At 32.7% G+C, this 19,769-nt stretch carries 16 protein-coding genes; 9 read left to right on the top strand and 7 right to left on the bottom strand.

Annotated features, from left to right (window positions below; all coding sequences use genetic code 11):
* Positions 1–56: 56 nt before the first annotated feature.
* Together IAI10_RS17235 and IAI10_RS17230 are read right to left on the bottom strand one after the other, a co-directional pair.
* On the bottom strand, positions 57–848 hold the full coding sequence (locus tag IAI10_RS17235; RefSeq protein WP_315674546.1) for a hypothetical protein: 792 nt from the start codon (positions 846–848) through the stop codon (positions 57–59).
* A 14-nt stretch (positions 849–862) separates the two neighbouring features.
* Positions 863–1,228: a hypothetical protein gene (locus IAI10_RS17230; RefSeq protein ID WP_315674545.1), complete on the bottom strand. Its 366-nt coding sequence runs from the start codon at positions 1,226–1,228 to the stop codon at positions 863–865.
* A 143-nt stretch (positions 1,229–1,371) separates the two neighbouring features.
* On the opposite strand from IAI10_RS17230, the gene IAI10_RS17225 reads away from it, so the two are divergent.
* The 3 genes from IAI10_RS17225 to IAI10_RS17215 are packed head-to-tail and all read left to right on the top strand — an operon-like array spanning position 1,372 to position 3,429.
* The gene (locus IAI10_RS17225) at positions 1,372–1,983 is read left to right on the top strand and encodes a class I SAM-dependent methyltransferase (RefSeq protein WP_315674544.1); all 612 of its coding nucleotides are present in this window, start codon (positions 1,372–1,374) and stop codon (positions 1,981–1,983) included.
* 11 nt (positions 1,984–1,994) lie between these two features.
* Positions 1,995–2,537, top strand: a complete 543-nt coding sequence (locus tag IAI10_RS17220) for a DUF402 domain-containing protein (protein WP_315674543.1) — start codon at positions 1,995–1,997, stop codon at positions 2,535–2,537.
* A gap of 52 nt (positions 2,538–2,589) precedes the next feature.
* Entirely contained in the window at positions 2,590–3,429 is an 840-nt protein-coding gene (locus tag IAI10_RS17215; protein ID WP_315674542.1) for a M55 family metallopeptidase, read from the top strand.
* A gap of 116 nt (positions 3,430–3,545) precedes the next feature.
* Here the strand turns inward: IAI10_RS17215 and IAI10_RS17210 are convergent, their stop codons facing one another.
* Genes IAI10_RS17210 through IAI10_RS17200 form a run of 3 tightly spaced genes read right to left on the bottom strand, consistent with a single transcriptional unit; the run spans position 3,546 to position 8,788 of the window.
* The gene (locus IAI10_RS17210) at positions 3,546–5,327 is read right to left on the bottom strand and encodes an ABC transporter ATP-binding protein (protein WP_315674541.1); all 1,782 of its coding nucleotides are present in this window, start codon (positions 5,325–5,327) and stop codon (positions 3,546–3,548) included.
* Positions 5,327–7,132, bottom strand: coding sequence for an ABC transporter ATP-binding protein (locus IAI10_RS17205; RefSeq protein WP_315674540.1), 1,806 nt, complete (start codon positions 7,130–7,132; stop codon positions 5,327–5,329). Before IAI10_RS17205 ends, IAI10_RS17210 begins: the two co-directional genes overlap by 1 nt.
* 24 nt (positions 7,133–7,156) lie before the next feature.
* The gene (locus IAI10_RS17200) at positions 7,157–8,788 is read right to left on the bottom strand and encodes an RNA polymerase sigma factor (protein WP_315674539.1); all 1,632 of its coding nucleotides are present in this window, start codon (positions 8,786–8,788) and stop codon (positions 7,157–7,159) included.
* A 191-nt stretch (positions 8,789–8,979) separates the two neighbouring features.
* Between IAI10_RS17200 and IAI10_RS17195 the strand changes: the two genes are divergently transcribed.
* Entirely contained in the window at positions 8,980–9,531 is a 552-nt protein-coding gene (locus IAI10_RS17195) for an NUDIX hydrolase (RefSeq protein WP_315674538.1), read from the top strand.
* A gap of 123 nt (positions 9,532–9,654) precedes the next feature.
* Here the strand turns inward: IAI10_RS17195 and IAI10_RS17190 are convergent, their stop codons facing one another.
* Entirely contained in the window at positions 9,655–11,823 is a 2,169-nt protein-coding gene (locus IAI10_RS17190; RefSeq protein WP_315674537.1) for an alpha-amylase family glycosyl hydrolase, read from the bottom strand.
* 230 nt (positions 11,824–12,053) lie between these two features.
* Between IAI10_RS17190 and IAI10_RS17185 the strand changes: the two genes are divergently transcribed.
* The 3 genes from IAI10_RS17185 (at position 12,054) to IAI10_RS17175 (ending at position 16,189) form a co-directional block, all read left to right on the top strand.
* The gene (locus IAI10_RS17185; RefSeq protein WP_315674536.1) at positions 12,054–13,112 is read left to right on the top strand and encodes a LacI family DNA-binding transcriptional regulator; all 1,059 of its coding nucleotides are present in this window, start codon (positions 12,054–12,056) and stop codon (positions 13,110–13,112) included.
* A gap of 73 nt (positions 13,113–13,185) precedes the next feature.
* Complete coding sequence (locus IAI10_RS17180) at positions 13,186–15,621, top strand: GH36-type glycosyl hydrolase domain-containing protein (RefSeq protein ID WP_315674535.1); 2,436 nt, start codon at positions 13,186–13,188, stop codon at positions 15,619–15,621.
* A 106-nt stretch (positions 15,622–15,727) separates the two neighbouring features.
* The gene (locus IAI10_RS17175) at positions 15,728–16,189 is read left to right on the top strand and encodes an 8-oxo-dGTP diphosphatase (RefSeq protein WP_315674534.1); all 462 of its coding nucleotides are present in this window, start codon (positions 15,728–15,730) and stop codon (positions 16,187–16,189) included.
* 139 nt (positions 16,190–16,328) lie between these two features.
* On the opposite strand, the gene IAI10_RS17170 is transcribed toward IAI10_RS17175, so the two are convergent.
* Positions 16,329–17,339, bottom strand: a complete 1,011-nt coding sequence (locus IAI10_RS17170; RefSeq protein WP_315674533.1) for an IS1595 family transposase — start codon at positions 17,337–17,339, stop codon at positions 16,329–16,331.
* 360 nt (positions 17,340–17,699) lie between these two features.
* On the opposite strand from IAI10_RS17170, the gene IAI10_RS17165 reads away from it, so the two are divergent.
* Both IAI10_RS17165 and IAI10_RS17160 read left to right on the top strand, forming a co-directional pair.
* A complete protein-coding gene (locus IAI10_RS17165; RefSeq protein ID WP_315674532.1) occupies positions 17,700–18,380 on the top strand; it encodes a response regulator transcription factor in 681 nt (226 codons plus the stop codon).
* Complete coding sequence (locus IAI10_RS17160) at positions 18,377–19,762, top strand: HAMP domain-containing sensor histidine kinase (RefSeq protein WP_315674531.1); 1,386 nt, start codon at positions 18,377–18,379, stop codon at positions 19,760–19,762. Before IAI10_RS17165 ends, IAI10_RS17160 begins: the two co-directional genes overlap by 4 nt.
* Positions 19,763–19,769: the final 7 nt, after the last annotated feature.

Raw genomic sequence — 19,769 nt, 5'->3', positions numbered from 1 at the left:
GTATAGATTGAGATTAATAAATCTATACAAGGCTCATTTTTAAATATAATTTATAATCAATTACCTTCTACAGTGGGGGAGCCACCATCACTAATCGAATCATCGGAAGTTGTTGTAGTAGAGGTATTTGAATTATCAGAATTTGCAGCTGGATTTTGAACAGTTACTTCTGTAGCTGATTCAGCTATTTTAAGAGCAGCATCTAAGTCTGAATTTAGCTTCTCTAGTGAAGCTAATCTCTGCTGAAACTTAGCTATAACTTTGTCCATGGAAGCAAGAGCATTATTAAAATTCTGCTTCTTTACATCATCTTGTGCCGAAGTTGTATCAGTATTTACTTCTGAGGTACTTTTTAATGCAGCACTATCTGATTTTAAGGTATCGGTTAAAGTTATCAAGTTATTAAGCATATCCTCAGGTAAAGTTTTCTTTCCAGCTTGAATAGCTTTTATTATTGAAGTTAATTCAGCAGTTTTAACTTCTACTTGCTGTCTTATAGGTTTAATTTCATCTCTTAGCTGAGCTATAGCAGCATGCTTTGATTTAATTTCAGCTTTAAAGCTTTGAATTTCTGCTGACTTTGCATTTCTTTTTGCTTCATTAGCCTGTTTTTTATCGGTGCCTTTTATATTATTTTCAGAAGGCTGACTAATTTCACTATTATTTGAACTATCTGAAGACTCATCAGCATTTTCATCTTCATTTGAATTGTTATTATCCTTATCCTTATTACTTTCAGCAATATGAGCTTTATTGTTTTGGACCTTATTATTATCTTTTGCATAGGCTGCATTAGGAAGTAGCACCACGCCAGCTATTACTAATGCTATTAAAGTCTTATTTTTCATTATTTATCCTCCCGCTAATTTAGCGAACTTAAATCTACATCTTTTACATCTTGAAGATTTTTCAATGTATCATTTATTGAATCTATGGCAGGTAATACCTTTGAATCAATCTTTTCTTTTTCTGCTGCCTTCAAAGATGATGATCTGGAAGCAGTCGAAGAATCAGTACCTGAAGAATTTTTCTTAGCTCCAGCTTCACTATTATCATTGGAATTTGAAACCTTTGAACCTTGAATTTTAGAAGATGTATTATCAGCTGAAGTTGATATTGTATTTGTTTTTGAAGGTGAAGCTAAGGAAGCTTTGTTTTGAGAATTGTTTTCACAAGCTGATAATACAAATACACTTAGCAGTAATAATATAATGATTATTTTTTTCACGGATACCCCCCTCCTTGAATATGTCGAACTTACTAAAATATACGAAGGCTTATTATGTTTTTTAGGGGGTAGAAGTAAAATATAATTGATAGTAAAATATTTTTGGTGTAATATGGATTATAATTATAATATTGGAGGTAATTATGAATTTTGATGTTAAAGCTAAAAATTGGGATAATGATAAAAGAAAAAATAGAGCTGCTAAAATATCAGAGGAGATGGCAAAGGCTTTACCAAAAGACAAAATTTTAAATGCTATGGAGTTTGGATGCGGTACAGGACTCATAAGTTTCAATCTAAAAGATAAATTTAATAGTATAGATTTAATAGATACTTCTTCTGGAATGATAGAAGAGGTTAAATTAAAAATACAAAAAAACAATTATAAAAGCATGAAAGCCTATTGCGTGGATATAACTTCTCAGAAAGAAATTTTACCTAAATATGATTTGATTTATACCTCTATGGTACTTCATCACATAGTAGATACGGAGAAAATCTTTAAAGTTTTTTATGAATTATTAAATGCAGGCGGATATTTATACGTGGTAGACTTAAATGAGGAAGATGGAAGTTTTCACAGTAAGGAAAAAGATTTTGTAGGGCACAATGGTTTTAATAAGAAAGATTTTACCGATAAAGCGGCTAAGATAGGTTTTAAAAATATAGACATGCATGACATATATGAGGACAAAAAACTTATAGGTGAAAAAGAGATAAAGTATTCCTTATTCTTAATGACATCACAAAAATAGGAGGGAGTATTATGAAAAGAAAATCTGTAGATAGAACTTATTTAAGCAGAGTTTTGGACAGAAGCTTCAAGGCTATAGAAGTTAATGAGGAGGATTTTAAAGGATATCTATCCTTGTTTAGAATGAATGAAGTTCGAGATTCCAGAAGCTTTAAATATGGAGAAAAAACCATATGCGTCATAGATAAAGGCTATAGCCATCTTCAGTATGTTCCCTTTAACTGTGACTATGCTCTGACAGCCTTTGTCAATGATAATGGAGAGATTGTGCAATGGTACTTTGATATAATATCAGGCTGTGGAACAGATGAAACAGGAGTGCCCTTTTATGATGATATGTATTTAGATGTAATACTTCTGCCCAATTCAGAATTTTATCTAGTAGATGAGGACGAGCTAAAAGAAGCATTAGATGAGGGAAAGATAACAAAAGCTCAATTTGATAGAGCCTATAAGGCGGCTTATGAGCTTGTGGATGAAATAAAAAAAGGCAAAGCTCCTCTTATACATAGATGTAAAAGTGATTTTGAAAAAATGCTAAAGCTTTTGGATTAATAATAAATTATTATATTGTGGGCTATAAAAATATAAAGGAGTGAGAGTTTAAATGAAAAAACAGCTTATAATAGTTTGTGATATGGAGGGAGCCTCTGGCATATTTGATTATAATTCAGAAGCTAAAAAACATGGAACTGAGGAATGGAGAAGTTATGGTAAAAGGTGTATGACTTCAGATGTACTTGCAGTTTGCGAAGCTGCCAATTCCTTCGGAATAGATGAAATTTTAATATATGATGGACATTTTGCTGGAGAGGCTGAAAATAATATAATATTAGAAAAGCTTCCTGGTAATGCTAAAATATTTGATACCCCAGAAAGAAGATTTTTTTGGAGAAGGATACGTGGGCAAGCTGTGTGGCAACCTTTCGGAATAATAACGGTTGGGCAGCATGCTAGATTTGGGGAAGAAAATGCATATTTTCCTCATACAATTCAAAGTCCTCCGATAAAAAACTTATATTTAAATGGAAAGCATATAGCAGAAATAGCTCAAGCAGTGTTGAGCTTTGAAGGCACAAAATATATTGCTAATATTGGCTGCACTGCTTCTATGAAAGAGGCAAGAGAGCTTAGCAATAATGTAGCCTGTATACCGGTAAAGGATAAATCAAGGAATTGGGAACCATCTTATGAAGAAACTTATCCCATAATAAAAGAAGGTGTACTAGAAGCTCTTAATGACTATGAAAAAATGAAGATTGTAGAAATAGAAGCACCTTACCATTTTTCTATGGAACTAATGGAAGAATATGAATTTCAGTTGCCAGAAATAAGCTGGAAGGGTGAAGTGTCAGGAAATAAGGCTACTTGGGAGGCACCAAGTGTGGAGATAGGACTTGAGCTTTTTAACTATGTTAGAGAAGGCATTAGCAAAGTTTTACATTAGGAATAAATAAACTCTTCAGTATGGCAGACTATGTTTTAGAATGCTGATATTATCTTAGGGTTTCTTAACAAGCGTAAGTCTATATCAACATTCTTTTAAAATATAGCCTTAATTAATTATGCAGCATACCACTCTTCTTGAATTTTGTACATTTTAGCGTATATACCGTCAAGGATCATGAGCTCATGGTGAGTACCTTCTTCAACAACCTTTCCTGTATCAAATACTATAATTTTATCAGCTTTTTTAGCAAAGCCAAGCCTGTGAGAGATGAAAAATACTGTTCTGTTTCCTGCTAGTTTATATATTAAATCATAAATTTCTATTTCAGATAAAGGATCAAGATAGGCAGTTGGTTCATCAAGAATCCATATGGAAGCAGAAGGATTAGCAAGAAGACGAGCTATTGCCAGCCTTTGCCATTGCCCTTTTGATAGCTCTATTCCTTCTTCCAGCTGACCAAGTCTTGAATTTATGCCTTCAGATAGTGACAAAACAAAATCTTTAAGCTCTACCTTTTCTAAAAGCTCTAATATTTCATCCTCTGTAAACTCATGATCTATATTTCCCAAGGCTATATTATCTCTTATGGTCATTTCATATTGAGCAAAATCTTGGAGAATGCAGGATACACTGCTTCTTAGGGAGGACATATCCGATAGCTTTTTATTACCTATTGTAATCTCACCTTTAAAATTATCTGTTAGAGCCATTAGAATATTGGTAAAAGTAGTTTTTCCGCTGCCGTTATGTCCAACTATAGCAATTTTTTCTCCAGGATTTATTTTTAAATTAACACCGTTTAAGGATTTAACCTGAGCTTGGGGATAGGAATATTCAATATTTTTGAATTCGATATCAGCATCAATAGCTTTTCCATCAGCATTTATTTTTTCATCCTTAAGCTTTAGCGTGTCAAAAAAGGATTTAACAAATTTTGCTTCTATCTTATCATCGCTGATCTGATATTGAACGGAGCCAAAGGTATTTACGATATTATTAAACATAGTCTGGCAAAGGGTTAGAAATCCTATATCATGTTTCCCAATAACTATTTCATAAGAAACAAAAATCAGCATGAGCACATAGGGAAGATTTAAAATTATTCTGGCAGTTTGAAGAGTTATTTCATATTTTTTAAATATTTTTATTCTAAGCTTGTATTCCTCTTCAAAGTATTTCTCCCATCTGTTTTTCACGAAGGGAAACATTCTATTGAATCTGAATTCCTGATGAGTAACTTTATCACCGCTTATGCCGAAAAAGTAGGATTGTCTTTGATTCAGAGGCTGAATATCATCCCATATATTTTTTATATCCTCAAAAACCTTATCCGCCAGCATACTTGAAAAAACTATAAGAGCAAGATATAAAAATACCACGAAGATGTTTATTTGTGAGAGGAAAAATCCATAAGCAAAGATTGATAAAGTAGTGCTGAAATAAAACATACTGCTGCTTAAAAGCTTTAGCATAGAATCCAGAGCTTTGGTTTTTACTTCATGAAGCTTCACCGCAGTTTCGTGATGCTCATGGTAGTCCCACTTTATTGTACTGAGTTTTGAATTTATATCCTTTTGAAAGTTATAGGATATATCTAAGGAGATGCTTTTTAGCACCAACTGACCTATAACGGAAATCACATATAGCAGAAGCAGAGCTGCAGCATATAGAATAAAGATTTTTGCCTCGTAATTAAAGCCTTGAGAGGTCTTGGTAAAAAGTCTGTAGGCAGCGTTAGTGGAGAACTCTGTGGCCTTGAGAGTAACTACAATTTCAATTACTGCAATAGCATTTATTAATAGATAAAAAATATATTTATATGGACTGCATTTGTAAACATATTTATTTAAATTCCATAGGGTGGATAAGGTGTATCTCTTATTTTTCTCTTTCATTAACTTACAGCTCCTTCCTTGTACAAATCCTTTTGGGAGGTGAATAGCTCATAGTACCTGCCTTTAAGCTTTAGAAGCTCTTCATGGCTTCCTTCCTCAACGATTCTACCATTTTCCATAATGCAAATTCTATCGCTAAGTCTTGCAAAGCCTATTCTGTGGGAGATCATAAGGGCAGTTTTTCCTTTTATTATTTCCTTGAACTGATTAAGCATTCTCATTTCCTCCAGTGGATCAATGGAGGCAGTAGGTTCATCCAATATTAGTATTTCTGGATTCCCCATATAAGCTCTGGAGAGAGTTATTCGTTGCCATTGACCGCCGCTGAGGTCTTGTCCATTTTTATCATATTCTTTGCCAAGTATGGTGTTTTCACCTTGTGGAAGTCGGGCTATTATGTTTTCTAAATGGCCTTTTTCCATAGCTTTTTTGATTTCCTTTTCGTCTTCAAATTTTTCAATCATACCAAGTGCTACATTTTCTTTAAGACTTACGCTGTACTTGGCGTATTCCTGAAAGCCTATGCCAAAGTATTTGTATAAGTCCTCAGGAGGGAGCTTCTTTATATCTTCTCCATTTAATGTTATATTTCCTGAGTAATTTTCCAAAAGTCCGCACATAACCTTTGAAAAGGTGGTTTTACCGCTGCCGTTATAGCCTAGTATGCTGACGATTTCGCCCTTTTTTAAAGTAAAATCTATATTTTTTAGAATATTTCCTTCGCTATGGGGATATTTAAAGCATACCTTTGAAAGTTTCAACTCTTTAAAATCACCATATTTAAGAGAGAAGTCTCCATTTTTGCTGTTGTTATCTGCTTCATTTTTATCAACATCTTTAGTGAAATCATCAAATTTATCCACGTATTTATATTTTTCGTTTATATCGCTGGTTAAAATATTGATGGTACTAGAAATATTCCTTGTTATGTTTGAGGAAACTGCTATTAAGAATACGCAGTCCCCTGCATTCATCGTCCCCAAAAACACTTTATATATAAAGTATAAATTGATTCCTTTTACCATAATCATCTGAAGAAAACCAACTATATTACTTAGAATTGTGGACTTCATATCAAAGTTAAATTTAGCTAAGGTATATTTTCTGTAGCTTTCTTCCCAGTTTCTTAGAAAAAATGCTCTCACGTTGAAAATCCTGAGCTCTTTTGCATGCTTTCTTCCTGAAAGCAGCTCGCTGTAATAATTAGCTTTTCTCTCATATTTTACATACTTTTTATTAATCTCTACCTTCTTTTTTACAATATATTTATTTAGAAAAGTGAGTCCTATGGACAATGCTAAAATAAATATCAATATAATAGGATCAAAGAATAAAATTGCAGAGGTAGAAAGCAAGACATTAAAAAGTGATAATGCCAGATTATTAAAAATTGACACTGTAATATCTGTGGTACTGGCTATATTGCTTTTTACAAATTCATATTGATTATAAAAATTGCTGTCATAAAATTTATCTTGCTTTGTGCTATAGCTTTTGTATAAAAATAATTTAGAGAAAAACTTCTTAGCCTTTCTGGTATACATGGTAACCATCATATCTTGAAAGTTAAAATAGTTGCCGCTCACTGTTATAGCTAAAAAGAAAATAATAGGAGGAAATATTACACTGAAATTAAAATTTTTGCTGCTCTGAGCGGCTATTATTGAGTTTACCATAAGCTTTCCAGAATAGTTTGCTACAAGCCATCCAAGTGCAATTATAAAAACAAAAATCATATTAAGAGAAAAATAAAGAGGTGAAGATTTGATAGTAAGCTTACTGAAATTAATTATTTTTTTAAACATGAAATTCAATCCTTTCTAAAAAGTTTAACTGTGCCAAATCATAGTGGAAAGAGCTAATTTTTCTTTCTCCGAAGGAATCCTGATAATATTGTTTCTTTCAACATATTCTAAGGTACTAAGTATAATTCCATAGGATGTGCCACAGGCTCTAAGCTTTAAATGTTCATCAGGTATAGCTGAGTTGGCACCTTTTTTTAAGAGAGCATAGCAATGAGTGACTGTACCCTCTAGCATTTTTATGATATCAGTATAAGCGGCAGCATCATTTATGATTTTATCTACAGCTTCTTTTTCTTCTTTAGTCATAAGAGGAAAGCTGAATTTAATTTGTTTATTATCCATATAGAGATAGCCAGAGTCTATATATTCAGCTATGATTAATTTTTCAAACTCATTAGGCTCAATATTGTTTTTAGATATAGAAGCTATATGCCATAATTTGTCTAGGTCTGGTCCATTAAATTCCCTCCATTGAAGTCCAGAAAAATAGGAATCTATTTGGAAGGAGAAAATATTTGAATCAGTTTCTCTGGTTTTTATGCCTTTAGATTCTAAACGAGGATATATATTTTCATATTTTCCAGAGCTGTACTTTATTTCGTTATCCCTCATTGCTGTTCCAGACACAACGTATTTTCCGCCGTCAATGTGCTCTGGCACAGGTGAAGCGCTGAATTCAATATAATCCTGAGTTTTCATAAGAAAATCCAGAAGATAATAGGGGTAAAGGGACCACAATAAAATGCTGAAATTTAAATCGCTGCCGATAAATCCAATGGTTCGTATGCTTTCAATAGTGTCCTCAAAGATTTTATACATAACTGGGGCTATAATTTCTGATTTTTCAATAATAAAATCGGAGATATATGCATTATCCTCTGCTTCAGCTATATAAAATTGTGCTTGATATTTATTATTCTTATTTAGCATTAAATCAGCTTTGCATAATTCATCCAAGGCTTCTTCTACAAAGCAGCAGGCGACTTCTAATTTGCGGGATATTTCCTCTGAGCTGAGAGGCTTTTTATAAGCCGCATAGGCAATATTTTGGTATAAAAGACTTTTAAAATAAGAATTAGGTTCTACGGTTGCTCCAGGAGAGCCGCTGTAACCAATATCTAATTTTATTGGTCTATAACTTTGCATTGTATTATTCATAGCTTCAATATTCCTTTCTTTTACCGTAGATGCTTTTAATTTAGCCTTTGCATCGTGCATATACCACTTTATAGTGCCTTCTGGAATAGATAATTCTTTTGAGATATCCTTTATTGTTTTATTTTCAAAGTAATTCTTAATTAAAATTTCTCTATACAGCTTATTCATATAAGCCAATTCTTTTCTTATAAGAAGCAGTAATCTGTTCTTCTCATTCTGTTCCAGCAGGGCATCTATTTGACTTTCTGATTTTAAATTTACAGTGATGTCTAAGGGAATATTTCTCCAATGCCTTTTTTGCTTCCTATAAAAATTAGACCAGGTATAGGCACAAATTTTATAAACATAAGCATCTGCATTTTCTACCTTATGTATTTTTTCAGAAGAATTATGAAGATTCATAAGTATTTCCTGAGATAAATCTTCAGCATCCTGTATATTATTGGTTTTTGATAAGGAAAAGCCAAAGATTTTTTTTGCGTAAAGTTCAATATCCATACATTTCACCCGTTATTAAAAATTCTATACTTATATTATAAGTAGTAATGAAAACAAAAAGGTTGGTATATCGTAAAAAAATATTTTATGGTAAAATATCTACAACTTGTGCCTATTTTAATTAACATTCACGAATTAACAATTATTTAAATTAGGTAAGAGTAAGACGTAATCAAAGGAATGATTAAAATATGTATAAAGAAGAACTTTTAAGCTTAATTGAAAAATATGAAACGGATTATTTGGAAGAAAAAGAATATATAAATAAAATAGTAGATTTTATAAATAAAAATGGTGTTATTTTTGGAAAAGAAAACAAAGATGGACATATCACTGCTTCAGCTTGGGTTGTAAACAAGGATAAAAGCATGGTTCTTATGACTCACCACAGGAAGCTTGATAAGTGGCTTCAGCTTGGAGGGCACACAGAGGAAAATGAGAGTGTGCTGGAGGGGGCCTTTAGAGAGGCATTAGAGGAATCTGGACTTAAAAGCATAGAATTTTTATCTGAAGAAATTTTTGACGTAGATGTGCATTGTATACCTGCAAGAAAAGCGGAGAAAGAGCACTTTCATTATGATATTAGATTCATGTTTACAGCAGATTCTGATGAAAAAATACAAGTCAGTGAAGAATCAAAGGATGTAAAGTGGATAAAACTAGATGAAGTGAAGAGTTATGCTAATAGTAAATCCATACTTAGAATGCTGGATAAAACTAAAAAGCTTATAGAAAATATGTAGATAAGACAAGGTATATATTGATTTCGTCTGTCATAAGCTTCTTGACATAGCTGAGAAATAATGAAATCCCCCTAAGCAGAAGAGAACCTCTGCTTAGGGGAGAACTTTTTATTAATCTAAATTTTATTGCTGCCAGTTAACATTGACAGTAGCTGTACCCGAGGTAGGAGTAGTGTAAGTATGGTTGCTTCCACCTTCCCAGGTTACTGTTGTTCCATCACTTTTAACAAATTTAAACTGTATTTGTGTACCAGCAGGTACGCTGACATCGTAATACCAAGTCGGATACTGATAAACTACTGTATTAAACATGGAGCCTATAGCTTTTTTAGCGTCCCAGTTTCCAAGCTCTCCTACGCTTCCAACTAGATAAACATTTTGTCCTAGATTTGTAGTAGCATTATTTACTACGAATCTTACAGAAACCTGATTTGAGGTAAGAACATTAAAGTTGCTGAAAGTATTGCTGGTTACTCCACCTGAAGTAGTAACTTTAACATCATATTTTCCTGAGCTAACTTGTGGAACTGTAGCCACTATCTGAGAATCGCTCCAGGAAACTATGGTGGCATTTGTAGTACCGAATTTAACTGTGCCAGTGCTAGTGCCAAAGCCGCTTCCATCTATAGTTACATTTTTACCAGGCTGAAGAGTGTTTGGGCCTACATGTCCTATGGTTGGAGTAGTTGTATTTGCGGTGTACTGCCAAACAGCAACAGCTCCAGCACCAAGAGTAAAGTTTGAAACAGCAGTGCTATTTACACTGATGCTGTTTCCGTTTAATAATCCACCAAGTACATCTGTGTAAGTTCCGTTAGGAAGTGAAGTGTATAATCCGCTTATATTGTAGCTGCTGCTCTGATTACGATTTATAGCAACCAATGCTGTATTATTACCAAACTTTCTTTCATAGATATAAACATCATCGTTTAGCCATTTTTGGGTAGTGCTTCCGTACTCTATAGCAGGATTTGACTTACGAAGATCAGCTAAAGCTTTTACTTCTTTATACGCTGTAGTATTAGTATTAAAGCCAGTCATCATAGCTCTATTGTTAGGGTCACCATTTCCAGTCATATATTGTTCAGTTCCGTAGTAAATTGCAGGAACTCCCCTTGAAGTTAAGGTGAAGGCTAATGCTTCCTCTGTATTTCTAGTGCTTGTACCTGCCTTGTAGAAACGATCCATATCGTGATTATCTATAAAGGTAACTAGGTCGTTGTTGAAATTATAATCTGCAGCTGTAGAGCTTATCATGGAATCCAGACCTTTCATAGTGTCTCCGCCGTCTCTAAATACTTGTCTAGTTTTTTGAGCGAATCTAAAATCCAGTAAACTTGCTCCGCTTTCATTGGCGTAATATGAATTATTAGAGTCTGTTTCGTTTGTTCCAAGGAACCATTCCCCAAAGGTGAAAACTTCCTTATGATTATTTATAGAATTCATGAAATTCTTTTGCCAGCCAAAGGGCATATGTTTTACGGCATCAAGTCTTATACCATCTATGCCTTTATCTATCCACAAATTTATAGCATCCTTTAGGTACTTGTCTATAGTGCTGTTTTGCTGGTTTAAATCTGATAGATCGTAAAGATTTTTGTATATGCAGTTTTCTAATGTTGAAAAATCTGTACCACCATAATGATTGAAATAACCATTGGTATCGTTTGCGTATCCTCCAAGCAAAGTACCGTTATCATATAAGTTGCCATTCTCTGCGTAGCTGGCATCTGTAGAAGAAGATGGCGAAGTATGGTTTGCGGCGAAGTCTACGATAACTTTCATATTGTGAGCATGAGCAGTGTTAATTAAGTTTTGGAAATCAGAAAAGCTACCGAAAAATGGGTTGGTTTTTTTGTAGTCACGAGCATAATAACCATGATAGGAGGTGCTTCCATCAGAAAATACTGTGTATATATTTTCTACTGGCTGGGATATCCATAAGGCTGTAATTCCCATATTGGTAAAATAACCGTCATTTATTTTGTCAGTAATACCCTGCCAATCACCACCAAAGTATTTTTTCAAACTTGTGTGAGTGGAGTCATATAGTGCTCCAGTTGGATTATTGGTGGCATCTCCGTCGTAAAATCTGTCTGTCACTATTTCGTAAATCACATCAGAATCAAAATCTGTGTCATTAAGTGAAGTTGAGGCTGTGGATGAAGTAGCAATAACATTAGCGTAAGCTCTGTGGGCACTTGCAGGCAAGAAATATGCAGAGGATAGGATTAGAGATAGCACCAATGTTGATGTAATAAATTGTTTACTAAACTTTTTAAACCGATTCATACTATGCACTCCTTTAATATTATATTGACGAGGAAGTCAATTACCAAGAAGATGTGCAACCGATTGCATTATAAAACGTAAATTTACTCCTTTACTATACTACTTTGTCCATAAAATGTAAATACAAAAATAAAAAAAATTAGTATAAAAAAATATTCATGAATACATTTACAAATTTAAAGATATGGTATATTATAAATATATAAACACGCGTTTATGGAGAGGTTGATATGAATAGTGAAGAAATTGCAAAAATAGTTGGTGTATCTAGAAGTACTGTTTCTAGGGTAATAAATAATTATCCCAATGTTCCTGAAAAAACCAGAGAAAAAGTTTTAAAAGCTATAAAAGAATATAACTATGAGCCTAACAATTCAGCACGAGTGTTGGCTGGCAAGCAGACTAATACCATAGGACTTTTTATAGTAAGTATATGTGACAACAAAAATCCAAGGAGAATATATCAAAACAATTATTTTGCTCCTTTTGTAGATGCTGTCATCGATGAGGCTAATACCAAAGATTACTATGTTCTTAGCCATACTATATATAAGGAAGAGGACTATGATAAAATCCAAAGAACTTTTTCTCAGAAAAGGATAGATGGAGCTATAATAATCGGAACAGAAGACAATACTTTTTTAGCAGCAAGACTTGATAAATGCAGCTATCCAATTGTGCTTATTGATTATGACCTAAATGTAATAGGTGAAGCGAATAAGGATCATAATAATATTTCTGTAATAAATAGTTCCGATTATGAAGGGACAAGGAGTGCTTTAAATTATCTTATATCACTTGGGCATAAAGATATAGGAATAATCGCAGGTAGGACAAACACCTTTTCAGGAAGGATGAGACTTAAAGCTTTTAATGACATAATGAAGAGCAGCATGCTAGGAGTAAAAAATGAATTTGTTATTAATGGTGAATTTATTAAAGCTAAGACCTATGAGGAAGTTAAGAAACTATTAAAGCGAGGAGAACTTCCTACGGCATTTTTTTCTTGTAATGATGATATGGCACTGGCTGCCATGGAAGCTTTTCAAGAAGAGGGAATAAGAGTGCCAGAAGATATATCTATAATTGGCTTTGATGATGTTCCTATAGTTTCTCAGATAAGGCCTGCTCTTACTACCATAAGAGTTCCTGTGTATGATATGGCGGCAGTATCAGTAAATACTATAATTGAAAGTATTGAAAATAAGACTTTAGATGAATCCAAACCATATTTTATGCCTACTGAGCTTTGCTTGAGAGATACAACCACAATTCCTAGAAAAAAATAAACCATTTTGGTTTATTTTTAAACATAATAAACACGTGTTCAATACAGATTTTTAATTAATTAGGAGGTATAAAATGAAATTCGGACATTTTGATGATCTTAATAAAGAATATGTTATAACTAATCCTAAAACTCCATATCCATGGATAAACTATTTAGGTACTGAGGACTTTTTTTCATTAGTTTCTAATACTTCTGGCGGATATTGCTTCTACAAGGATGCAAAGCTTAGAAGATTAACTCGTTATAGATATAATAATGTACCAGTAGATAATGGCGGAAGATATTTTTACATTTATGATGACAATGATTTTTGGAGCCCAGGTTGGATGCCAGTTAAGAAGGATTTGGATTTCTATGAATGCAGACATGGTATAGGCTATACTTCAATAACTGGAGAAAGAAATGGAATAGTTGCAAATGAACTCTTATTTGTGCCTCTTCATTTCAATGGAGAAGTTCATAAGGTTACCTTGAAGAATACTACAGATGGGGATAAGAGCATAAAATTATTTTCTTTTGTTGAATTCTGTTTATGGAATGCTCAAGATGATATGTCAAACTTCCAGAGAAATTTCAGCACAGGTGAAGTGGAAGTTCAGGGTTCTGTTATTTATCATAAAACTGAGTATAGAGAAAGAAGAAATCACTATGCTTTCTATTCTGTAAATACTGAGATAGATGGTTTTGATACTGACAGAGAATCTTTCCTAGGGCTTTATAATAATTTTGATTGTCCTCAAGTTGTTGAGGCTGGAGAATCTAGCAATTCTGTAGCTAGCGGTTGGTCACCAATTGCTTCTCACTGCATAAATGTTGATTTAAAAGCAGGCGAGGAGAAAGAATTCATATTCATTCTTGGATATGTGGAAAATGAAGAAGAAGAAAAATGGGAAGCTCCAAGTGTCATAAACAAAACTAAAGCTAAAGCTATGATAAGAAGCTTATCTACAACTGAACAAGTGAATGCAGCTTTTGAGGAGCTTAAGAAGTATTGGGATTCTTTATTATCCATATACAGCTTAAAGAGCAGCGAAGAAAAGCTTGATAGAATGGTTAACATATGGAATCCATATCAGTGTATGGTTACCTTCAATATGTCAAGAAGTGCTTCTTACTTTGAATCTGGAATAGGCAGAGGTATGGGCTTCAGAGACTCAAACCAAGACCTTTTAGGCTTTGTACATCAGATACCTGAAAGAGCAAAAGAAAGAATTATAGATATAGCTTCAACTCAGTTTGAGGACGGAGGAGCTTATCATCAGTATCAGCCACTAACAAAGAAAGGAAACAATGAAATCGGAGGCGGTTTCAATGATGATCCACTTTGGCTAATACTTGGTACTTCAGCGTATATAAAGGAAACAGGAGACTATTCAATACTTGATGAGGAAGTTCCTTTTGATAACAGCGAAACTAACAAGGCTTCTCTCTTCGAGCATTTAAAGAGATCCTTCTATCATGTAATTAATAATCTAGGACCTCACGGATTACCATTAATAGGAAGAGCTGACTGGAACGACTGCTTAAACCTTAACTGTTTCTCAAAGGAACCAGGTGAGTCTTTCCAAACTTGCGAAAACATAGAGGGCGGAGTAGCTGAATCAATTCTTATTGCAGGTATGTTCGTATTCATAGGAAAAGACTATATTGAACTTTGTAAGAAGAGAGGTTTAGCTGAGGAAGCTGAAGAAGCTCAGGCTCATGTAGAAACTATGAGAAAAACTGTTATTGAGCACGGATACGATGGAGAATGGTTCCTTAGAGCTTACGATGCTTACAGCAATAAAGTTGGAAGCAAGGAATGTGAAGAAGGACAGATTTTCATAGAATCACAGGGCTTCTGCGTAATGGCGGGCATAGGTGTAGAAGAAGGTTTAGCAGAAAAGGCTCTTAATTCAGTTAAGGAAAGACTTGATACCAAATATGGAATAGTTCTTCAGAATCCTCCATATTCAAAATACTATATAAACCTTGGAGAAATTTCTTCTTATCCACCAGGATACAAGGAAAATTCAGGTATATTCTGTCACAACAATCCTTGGATAGCTATAGCTGAAACTGTTATAGGAAGAGGAGACAGAGCATTTGAGGTTTACAGAAAGATAACTCCTGCATACCTAGAAGATATAAGCGAAATCCACAGAACAGAGCCATATGTATATTCTCAGATGGTTGCTGGTAAGGATGCAGTTCGTCACGGCGAAGCTAAAAACTCATGGCTTACAGGTACTGCTGCATGGACTTTCTTCACAATATCGCAGTGGATATTAGGTATAAGACCAGATTTTGATGGACTTATGGTAGATCCATGTATTCCTGCTGCTTGGGATGGATTTACTGTGAAGAGAAAGTATAGAAATGCAGACTATAATATAGAAATTAGCAACCCAAAACATGTTCAAAAAGGTATTGCTGAGATAAATGTTGATGGAAAGAAGATAGAAGGCAATATTTTACCAGTATTTAATGATGGTAAAGAACATGCTGTAAAGGTAGTAATGGGATAAATATAATAATAGCAAAAAGACATTCTCTAATATGATTGGAGAGTGTCTTTTTGCATGGTTGAATATTTTATAAGTATGAATTATCATAAAGCTGAGAGGTGATAAAATGAAATTAGCTACATCCTGCTATATAACGAAAAATAATAAAACTTTAATGTTACATAGAATAAAAAAGGAAAACGACATCCATGAAGGCAAGTGGGTGGGACTAGGCGGCAAAATGGAAGCTGGTGAAACTCCTGAAGAATGCATTATAAGGGAAGTCAAAGAAGAATGCGGGCTTACTATAAAAAATCCTAGCTTAAAAGGAATTATTACTTTTCCAGGCTTTAAAAATGATGAAGATTGGTACGTATTCTTATTTACAACATCTGAGTTTGAAGGCAATATTTTTGATACATCGGATGAAGGTGAATTAGAATGGATAAACAATGATGAGATATTCAGTCTTAACTTATGGGAAGGGGATAAATTATTTATGGATTGGATGCTAAAATATAAGTTTTTTTCAGCCAAATTCATATATAAAGAAGGCAAGCTTGTAGATCATAGCCTAATTGTATACTGATGGAGGCATATATGCTTATGTCACAAAATGTAGTAGATAAAATAACTGATGAGATATGTAAGTATAATTTTTAATTTTAAAAAATCAGTTAAATAAATATAAAATTTTAAGCCTAGGGTACTTTTATTAAATTCCTACTTCAGTTAAATGTTAAGCTGTTTATAAATTTAAAATCTTTTATTCTTAAATTTTTTCCGAAACTAATAATATCAAGTAAAGAGTTTTCTATAATTTGAAGTAATGGCACATTTGAATTGAGGGTATTCCACTTGTTCCAGCAAATATATAAATCCATATATTTTGTAGCTACTCCCCTGAACTTAGAAATCAAACTGTGTAATGATTTATGAAAATATCTCACTCTTGATAAATTAAAAATTGAAGCACTATTGAAAGAATTGCTAGAAATCTTATGTATTTCTAGCTTGTGTTTTCTAGCAAAACTTTCATATTTATAATGGTTTTTTGTGCATAGTATGGAGTTGTTTGGAATTTTAGAAGCGATGACAGCATCTACAACCGAATAATTTGCATAATTTAGACAAGCTGTTTTAGAAAATATGTTTCCATATCTATCTGCACAAGATATTACACAAACCTTAATTTTAATTTCCTCATTAGACAGAACATTTATTAAACTGTAATTAATGCTTCTATCTTTATTATTTTGATTGAAATGAGTCTCATCTATTTCAATTATTCCACTCAATTTGTTTGGAAGGGTAGATTTAAGAGAATGCAAAATCTTATGTCGCCAGTAGAAAGCGGTATTTCTGTGAACACCTGTCTTTTCAGCACTACTTCTTACTGACAAATTGTTGGACATACATTCCAAGTATTTTATCCAATAATTTAATGATTTTTTACTGTGATATAATGGTGAAAAGGTGGAAGAGCAAAATATTTTCTCACAATTTTTACATTTATATCTCTGTTTTTTTAATCTATTTTTACCGTTTTTAACAATATGTGATGATGAGCAATGAGGACAAAAAGATATCATATTGCAGGTATTTTCAATACATTTAAAAGTACTTAGTAGCTGATCATTAGAAAGGTATGCATTCTTATTTGAAGAAACGCTTGTAACATGATTTGTTAAGGAATCTAATGAATTGTTTCTCTCTTGATATGGTTTTAATATGTCCATAGTTATAATCTCCAATCATAATTTTGTAGCACGTACGAACTAATGTTCTTTTTAAATTATTGACATTATAACAATTTTTAAACACAAATATAAATAAAAAATCATCTACTATATTTTGTAACATTACTTCATAATTAAAAATCAGGTAAATAAGCAATTTGTATCTACTATTTTGTGTGACATTAGCTCATATAGTAAATAACCAAGTAATGATAGCCGATATTATAACTAGAGAGGTGAATTTATAAACACATAATTTTCACATAATGTATAGAAATTTTTTTGAAAATTCTATGGTAGCATAGTATTTAGGGAAATTATATAAATTTCTATTTTAAATTAAAATACGAGGTGATTAGATTGCCAGCAAAGATATATTTAGTGGAAGATGAAAGAAGTTTAAATATACTGCTAGAAAAATATTTGGAAAAGGAAGGGTATGAAGTAACAACTTTCTCTGATGGGAAATCCGCTTTGGAACGAATAAAAGATTTACCGGATTTGTGGATATTGGACATAATGCTTCCTGATACAGACGGCTACGAAATTATAAAGGCTATAAAAAATTATAACAAGAATACTCCTGTAATATTTATGTCTGCGAGAAATGAAGAACTTGACAGAGTGGTAGGTTTAGAACTTGGGAGTGACGATTATCTTTCTAAACCGTTCTTACCGAGAGAGCTTATTATAAGGGTAGGAAAGCTTTTGGAAAGAATTTATGGTGATGAGAAAAGAAATAATCAGGAAGAAAACATTAATATATCAGGATACGCTATCATAAAAAAGCAGAGGAGAGTGTATTTAAATGAAGTAGAAATACAGCTTACAAATAAGGAATTTGAACTTCTATATTATTTTATGGAGAATAAGGATAATTTAATCTCCAGGGAACAGATACTAATAAGTGTTTGGGGAGAAGATTATTTTGGATCAGACAGGGTGGTAGATGATACCATAAGAAGGCTTAGAAAGAAAATGGAATTAATAAATATAGAAACTGTATATGGGTATGGCTATAGGCTAGTGGTAAAATCATGAGAAAATTTAGATTTAAATCTCTCACCATGAGAATATGGATGACCTTTACTCTAACAATTTTATTAATAATATGCAGCATATCACTTTTTTATTTCTTTGCATTTAAAAGAGTGCAAGAAACTTCAGAAATGAAAGATTTAAAGGTGTTGCACGATATACAGCTGAAAAGTAGTGATAATTCCATGCCGACGCGGTTTAATGAGATGCAGAATTTAAAAGGAAGCAAGCATTTTACCTATACAATAAAATCAGATGGAAGCAAAGTCTTAAATGACGAGATTAATAAACCTGAAAATATGCCTGGCCCTCCAGATGGAATGAGTAAACCTGTTTCGGATCCAGATAAGTCAGCACAAGAATGGATGATTACTTTCATTAAGGGCAATAACATTAATGAACAGCAATTTAAAGAAACTTATCAGAATAGAAGATTTTTATTTATAATAAGCTCGGTACAGACTACTAATGGAGGCAGAGAATATTTAATAACCTACATGCCTAGCATTAGAGACAACGGATTATTAAATATTGTTATAATAGTAGGATTAGTTTTTATAGTGATAGGTTTCTTTACCTCCAAACTTATTGCTTCATATATATCAAAACCTCTTAAAAAATTAGAAGAATATACAGAACGCATAGCTCATAAGAATTGGGGAGAAGATGTATCAATAAAAAGTGATGATGAAATAAAAAGGCTTGCAGATGCAATGAATAGAATGCAAAAGGAATTAAAACGAGCTGATGAAGAAGAAAAAAACTTTCTTCAGAGCATATCCCATGATTTAAAAACGCCGGTAATGGTTATAATGAGCCATGCAGAAGCAATAATAGATGGCATATATATAGATTCTGTAGAAAAAACAGCAGAAATAATAAAGAATGAAGCTATAAGCCTAGAAAAAAAGATTAAACAATTACTGTATCTTAACACTTTAGATTATGTAATGGAAAACAATGATAAAAATAAAGAGATAAATTTAAGAGATTTGGTATTGAATATAATAAATAGATTTGAAATGATAAACAGCAATATTGAATGGAAGTTAAATTTAGAGGGAATTAATCTAATAGCAAATGAAGAAAAATTAAAAGTAGCCATAGAAAATATAATTGAAAATGGATTGAGATATGCAGAAAAAGAAATGCAGGTAACCTTAAAAGAAGATGATAAACATATAATACTCGATGTATATAATGACGGACCTCATATAAAAAAGGAAAACTTAGCTCATATTTTTGATAACTTCTACAAAGATAAGACTGGAAACTTTGGACTAGGACTTGCAATATCTAAGAAGATTGTGGATTTTCATAAAGGAAATATACAATCAATAAATAGAGAAAAGGGTGTAAGTTTCATATTTAAGTTCAATAAATAACCTGACG

It is taken from the genome of Clostridium sp. 19966, from assembly GCF_032335695.1.
Lineage (GTDB): Bacteria > Bacillota > Clostridia > Clostridiales > Clostridiaceae > JACTOJ01.
Note: the sequence above shows the minus strand (reverse complement) of the source record. Positions and strands in the feature narration are given on the sequence as shown.

Bases quoted from the DNA above. Each gene is read 5' to 3' on its own strand.
- IAI10_RS17185 (WP_315674536.1), top strand. From the start codon at position 12,054: ATGAATAGTGAAGAAATTGCAAAAATAGTTGGTGTATCTAGAAGTACT.
- IAI10_RS17235 (WP_315674546.1), bottom strand. From the start codon at position 848: ATGAAAAATAAGACTTTAATAGCATTAGTAATAGCTGGCGTGGTGCTA.
- IAI10_RS17220 (WP_315674543.1), top strand. From the start codon at position 1,995: ATGAAAAGAAAATCTGTAGATAGAACTTATTTAAGCAGAGTTTTGGAC.
- IAI10_RS17200 (WP_315674539.1), bottom strand. From the start codon at position 8,788: ATGGATATTGAACTTTACGCAAAAAAAATCTTTGGCTTTTCCTTATCA.
- IAI10_RS17190 (WP_315674537.1), bottom strand. From the start codon at position 11,823: ATGAATCGGTTTAAAAAGTTTAGTAAACAATTTATTACATCAACATTG.
- IAI10_RS17195 (WP_315674538.1), top strand. From the start codon at position 8,980: ATGTATAAAGAAGAACTTTTAAGCTTAATTGAAAAATATGAAACGGAT.
- IAI10_RS17215 (WP_315674542.1), top strand. From the start codon at position 2,590: ATGAAAAAACAGCTTATAATAGTTTGTGATATGGAGGGAGCCTCTGGC.
- IAI10_RS17205 (WP_315674540.1), bottom strand. From the start codon at position 7,132: ATGTTTAAAAAAATAATTAATTTCAGTAAGCTTACTATCAAATCTTCA.
- IAI10_RS17225 (WP_315674544.1), top strand. From the start codon at position 1,372: ATGAATTTTGATGTTAAAGCTAAAAATTGGGATAATGATAAAAGAAAA.
- IAI10_RS17210 (WP_315674541.1), bottom strand. From the start codon at position 5,327: ATGAAAGAGAAAAATAAGAGATACACCTTATCCACCCTATGGAATTTA.
- IAI10_RS17175 (WP_315674534.1), top strand. From the start codon at position 15,728: ATGAAATTAGCTACATCCTGCTATATAACGAAAAATAATAAAACTTTA.
- IAI10_RS17170 (WP_315674533.1), bottom strand. From the start codon at position 17,339: ATGGACATATTAAAACCATATCAAGAGAGAAACAATTCATTAGATTCC.
- IAI10_RS17180 (WP_315674535.1), top strand. From the start codon at position 13,186: ATGAAATTCGGACATTTTGATGATCTTAATAAAGAATATGTTATAACT.
- IAI10_RS17160 (WP_315674531.1), top strand. From the start codon at position 18,377: ATGAGAAAATTTAGATTTAAATCTCTCACCATGAGAATATGGATGACC.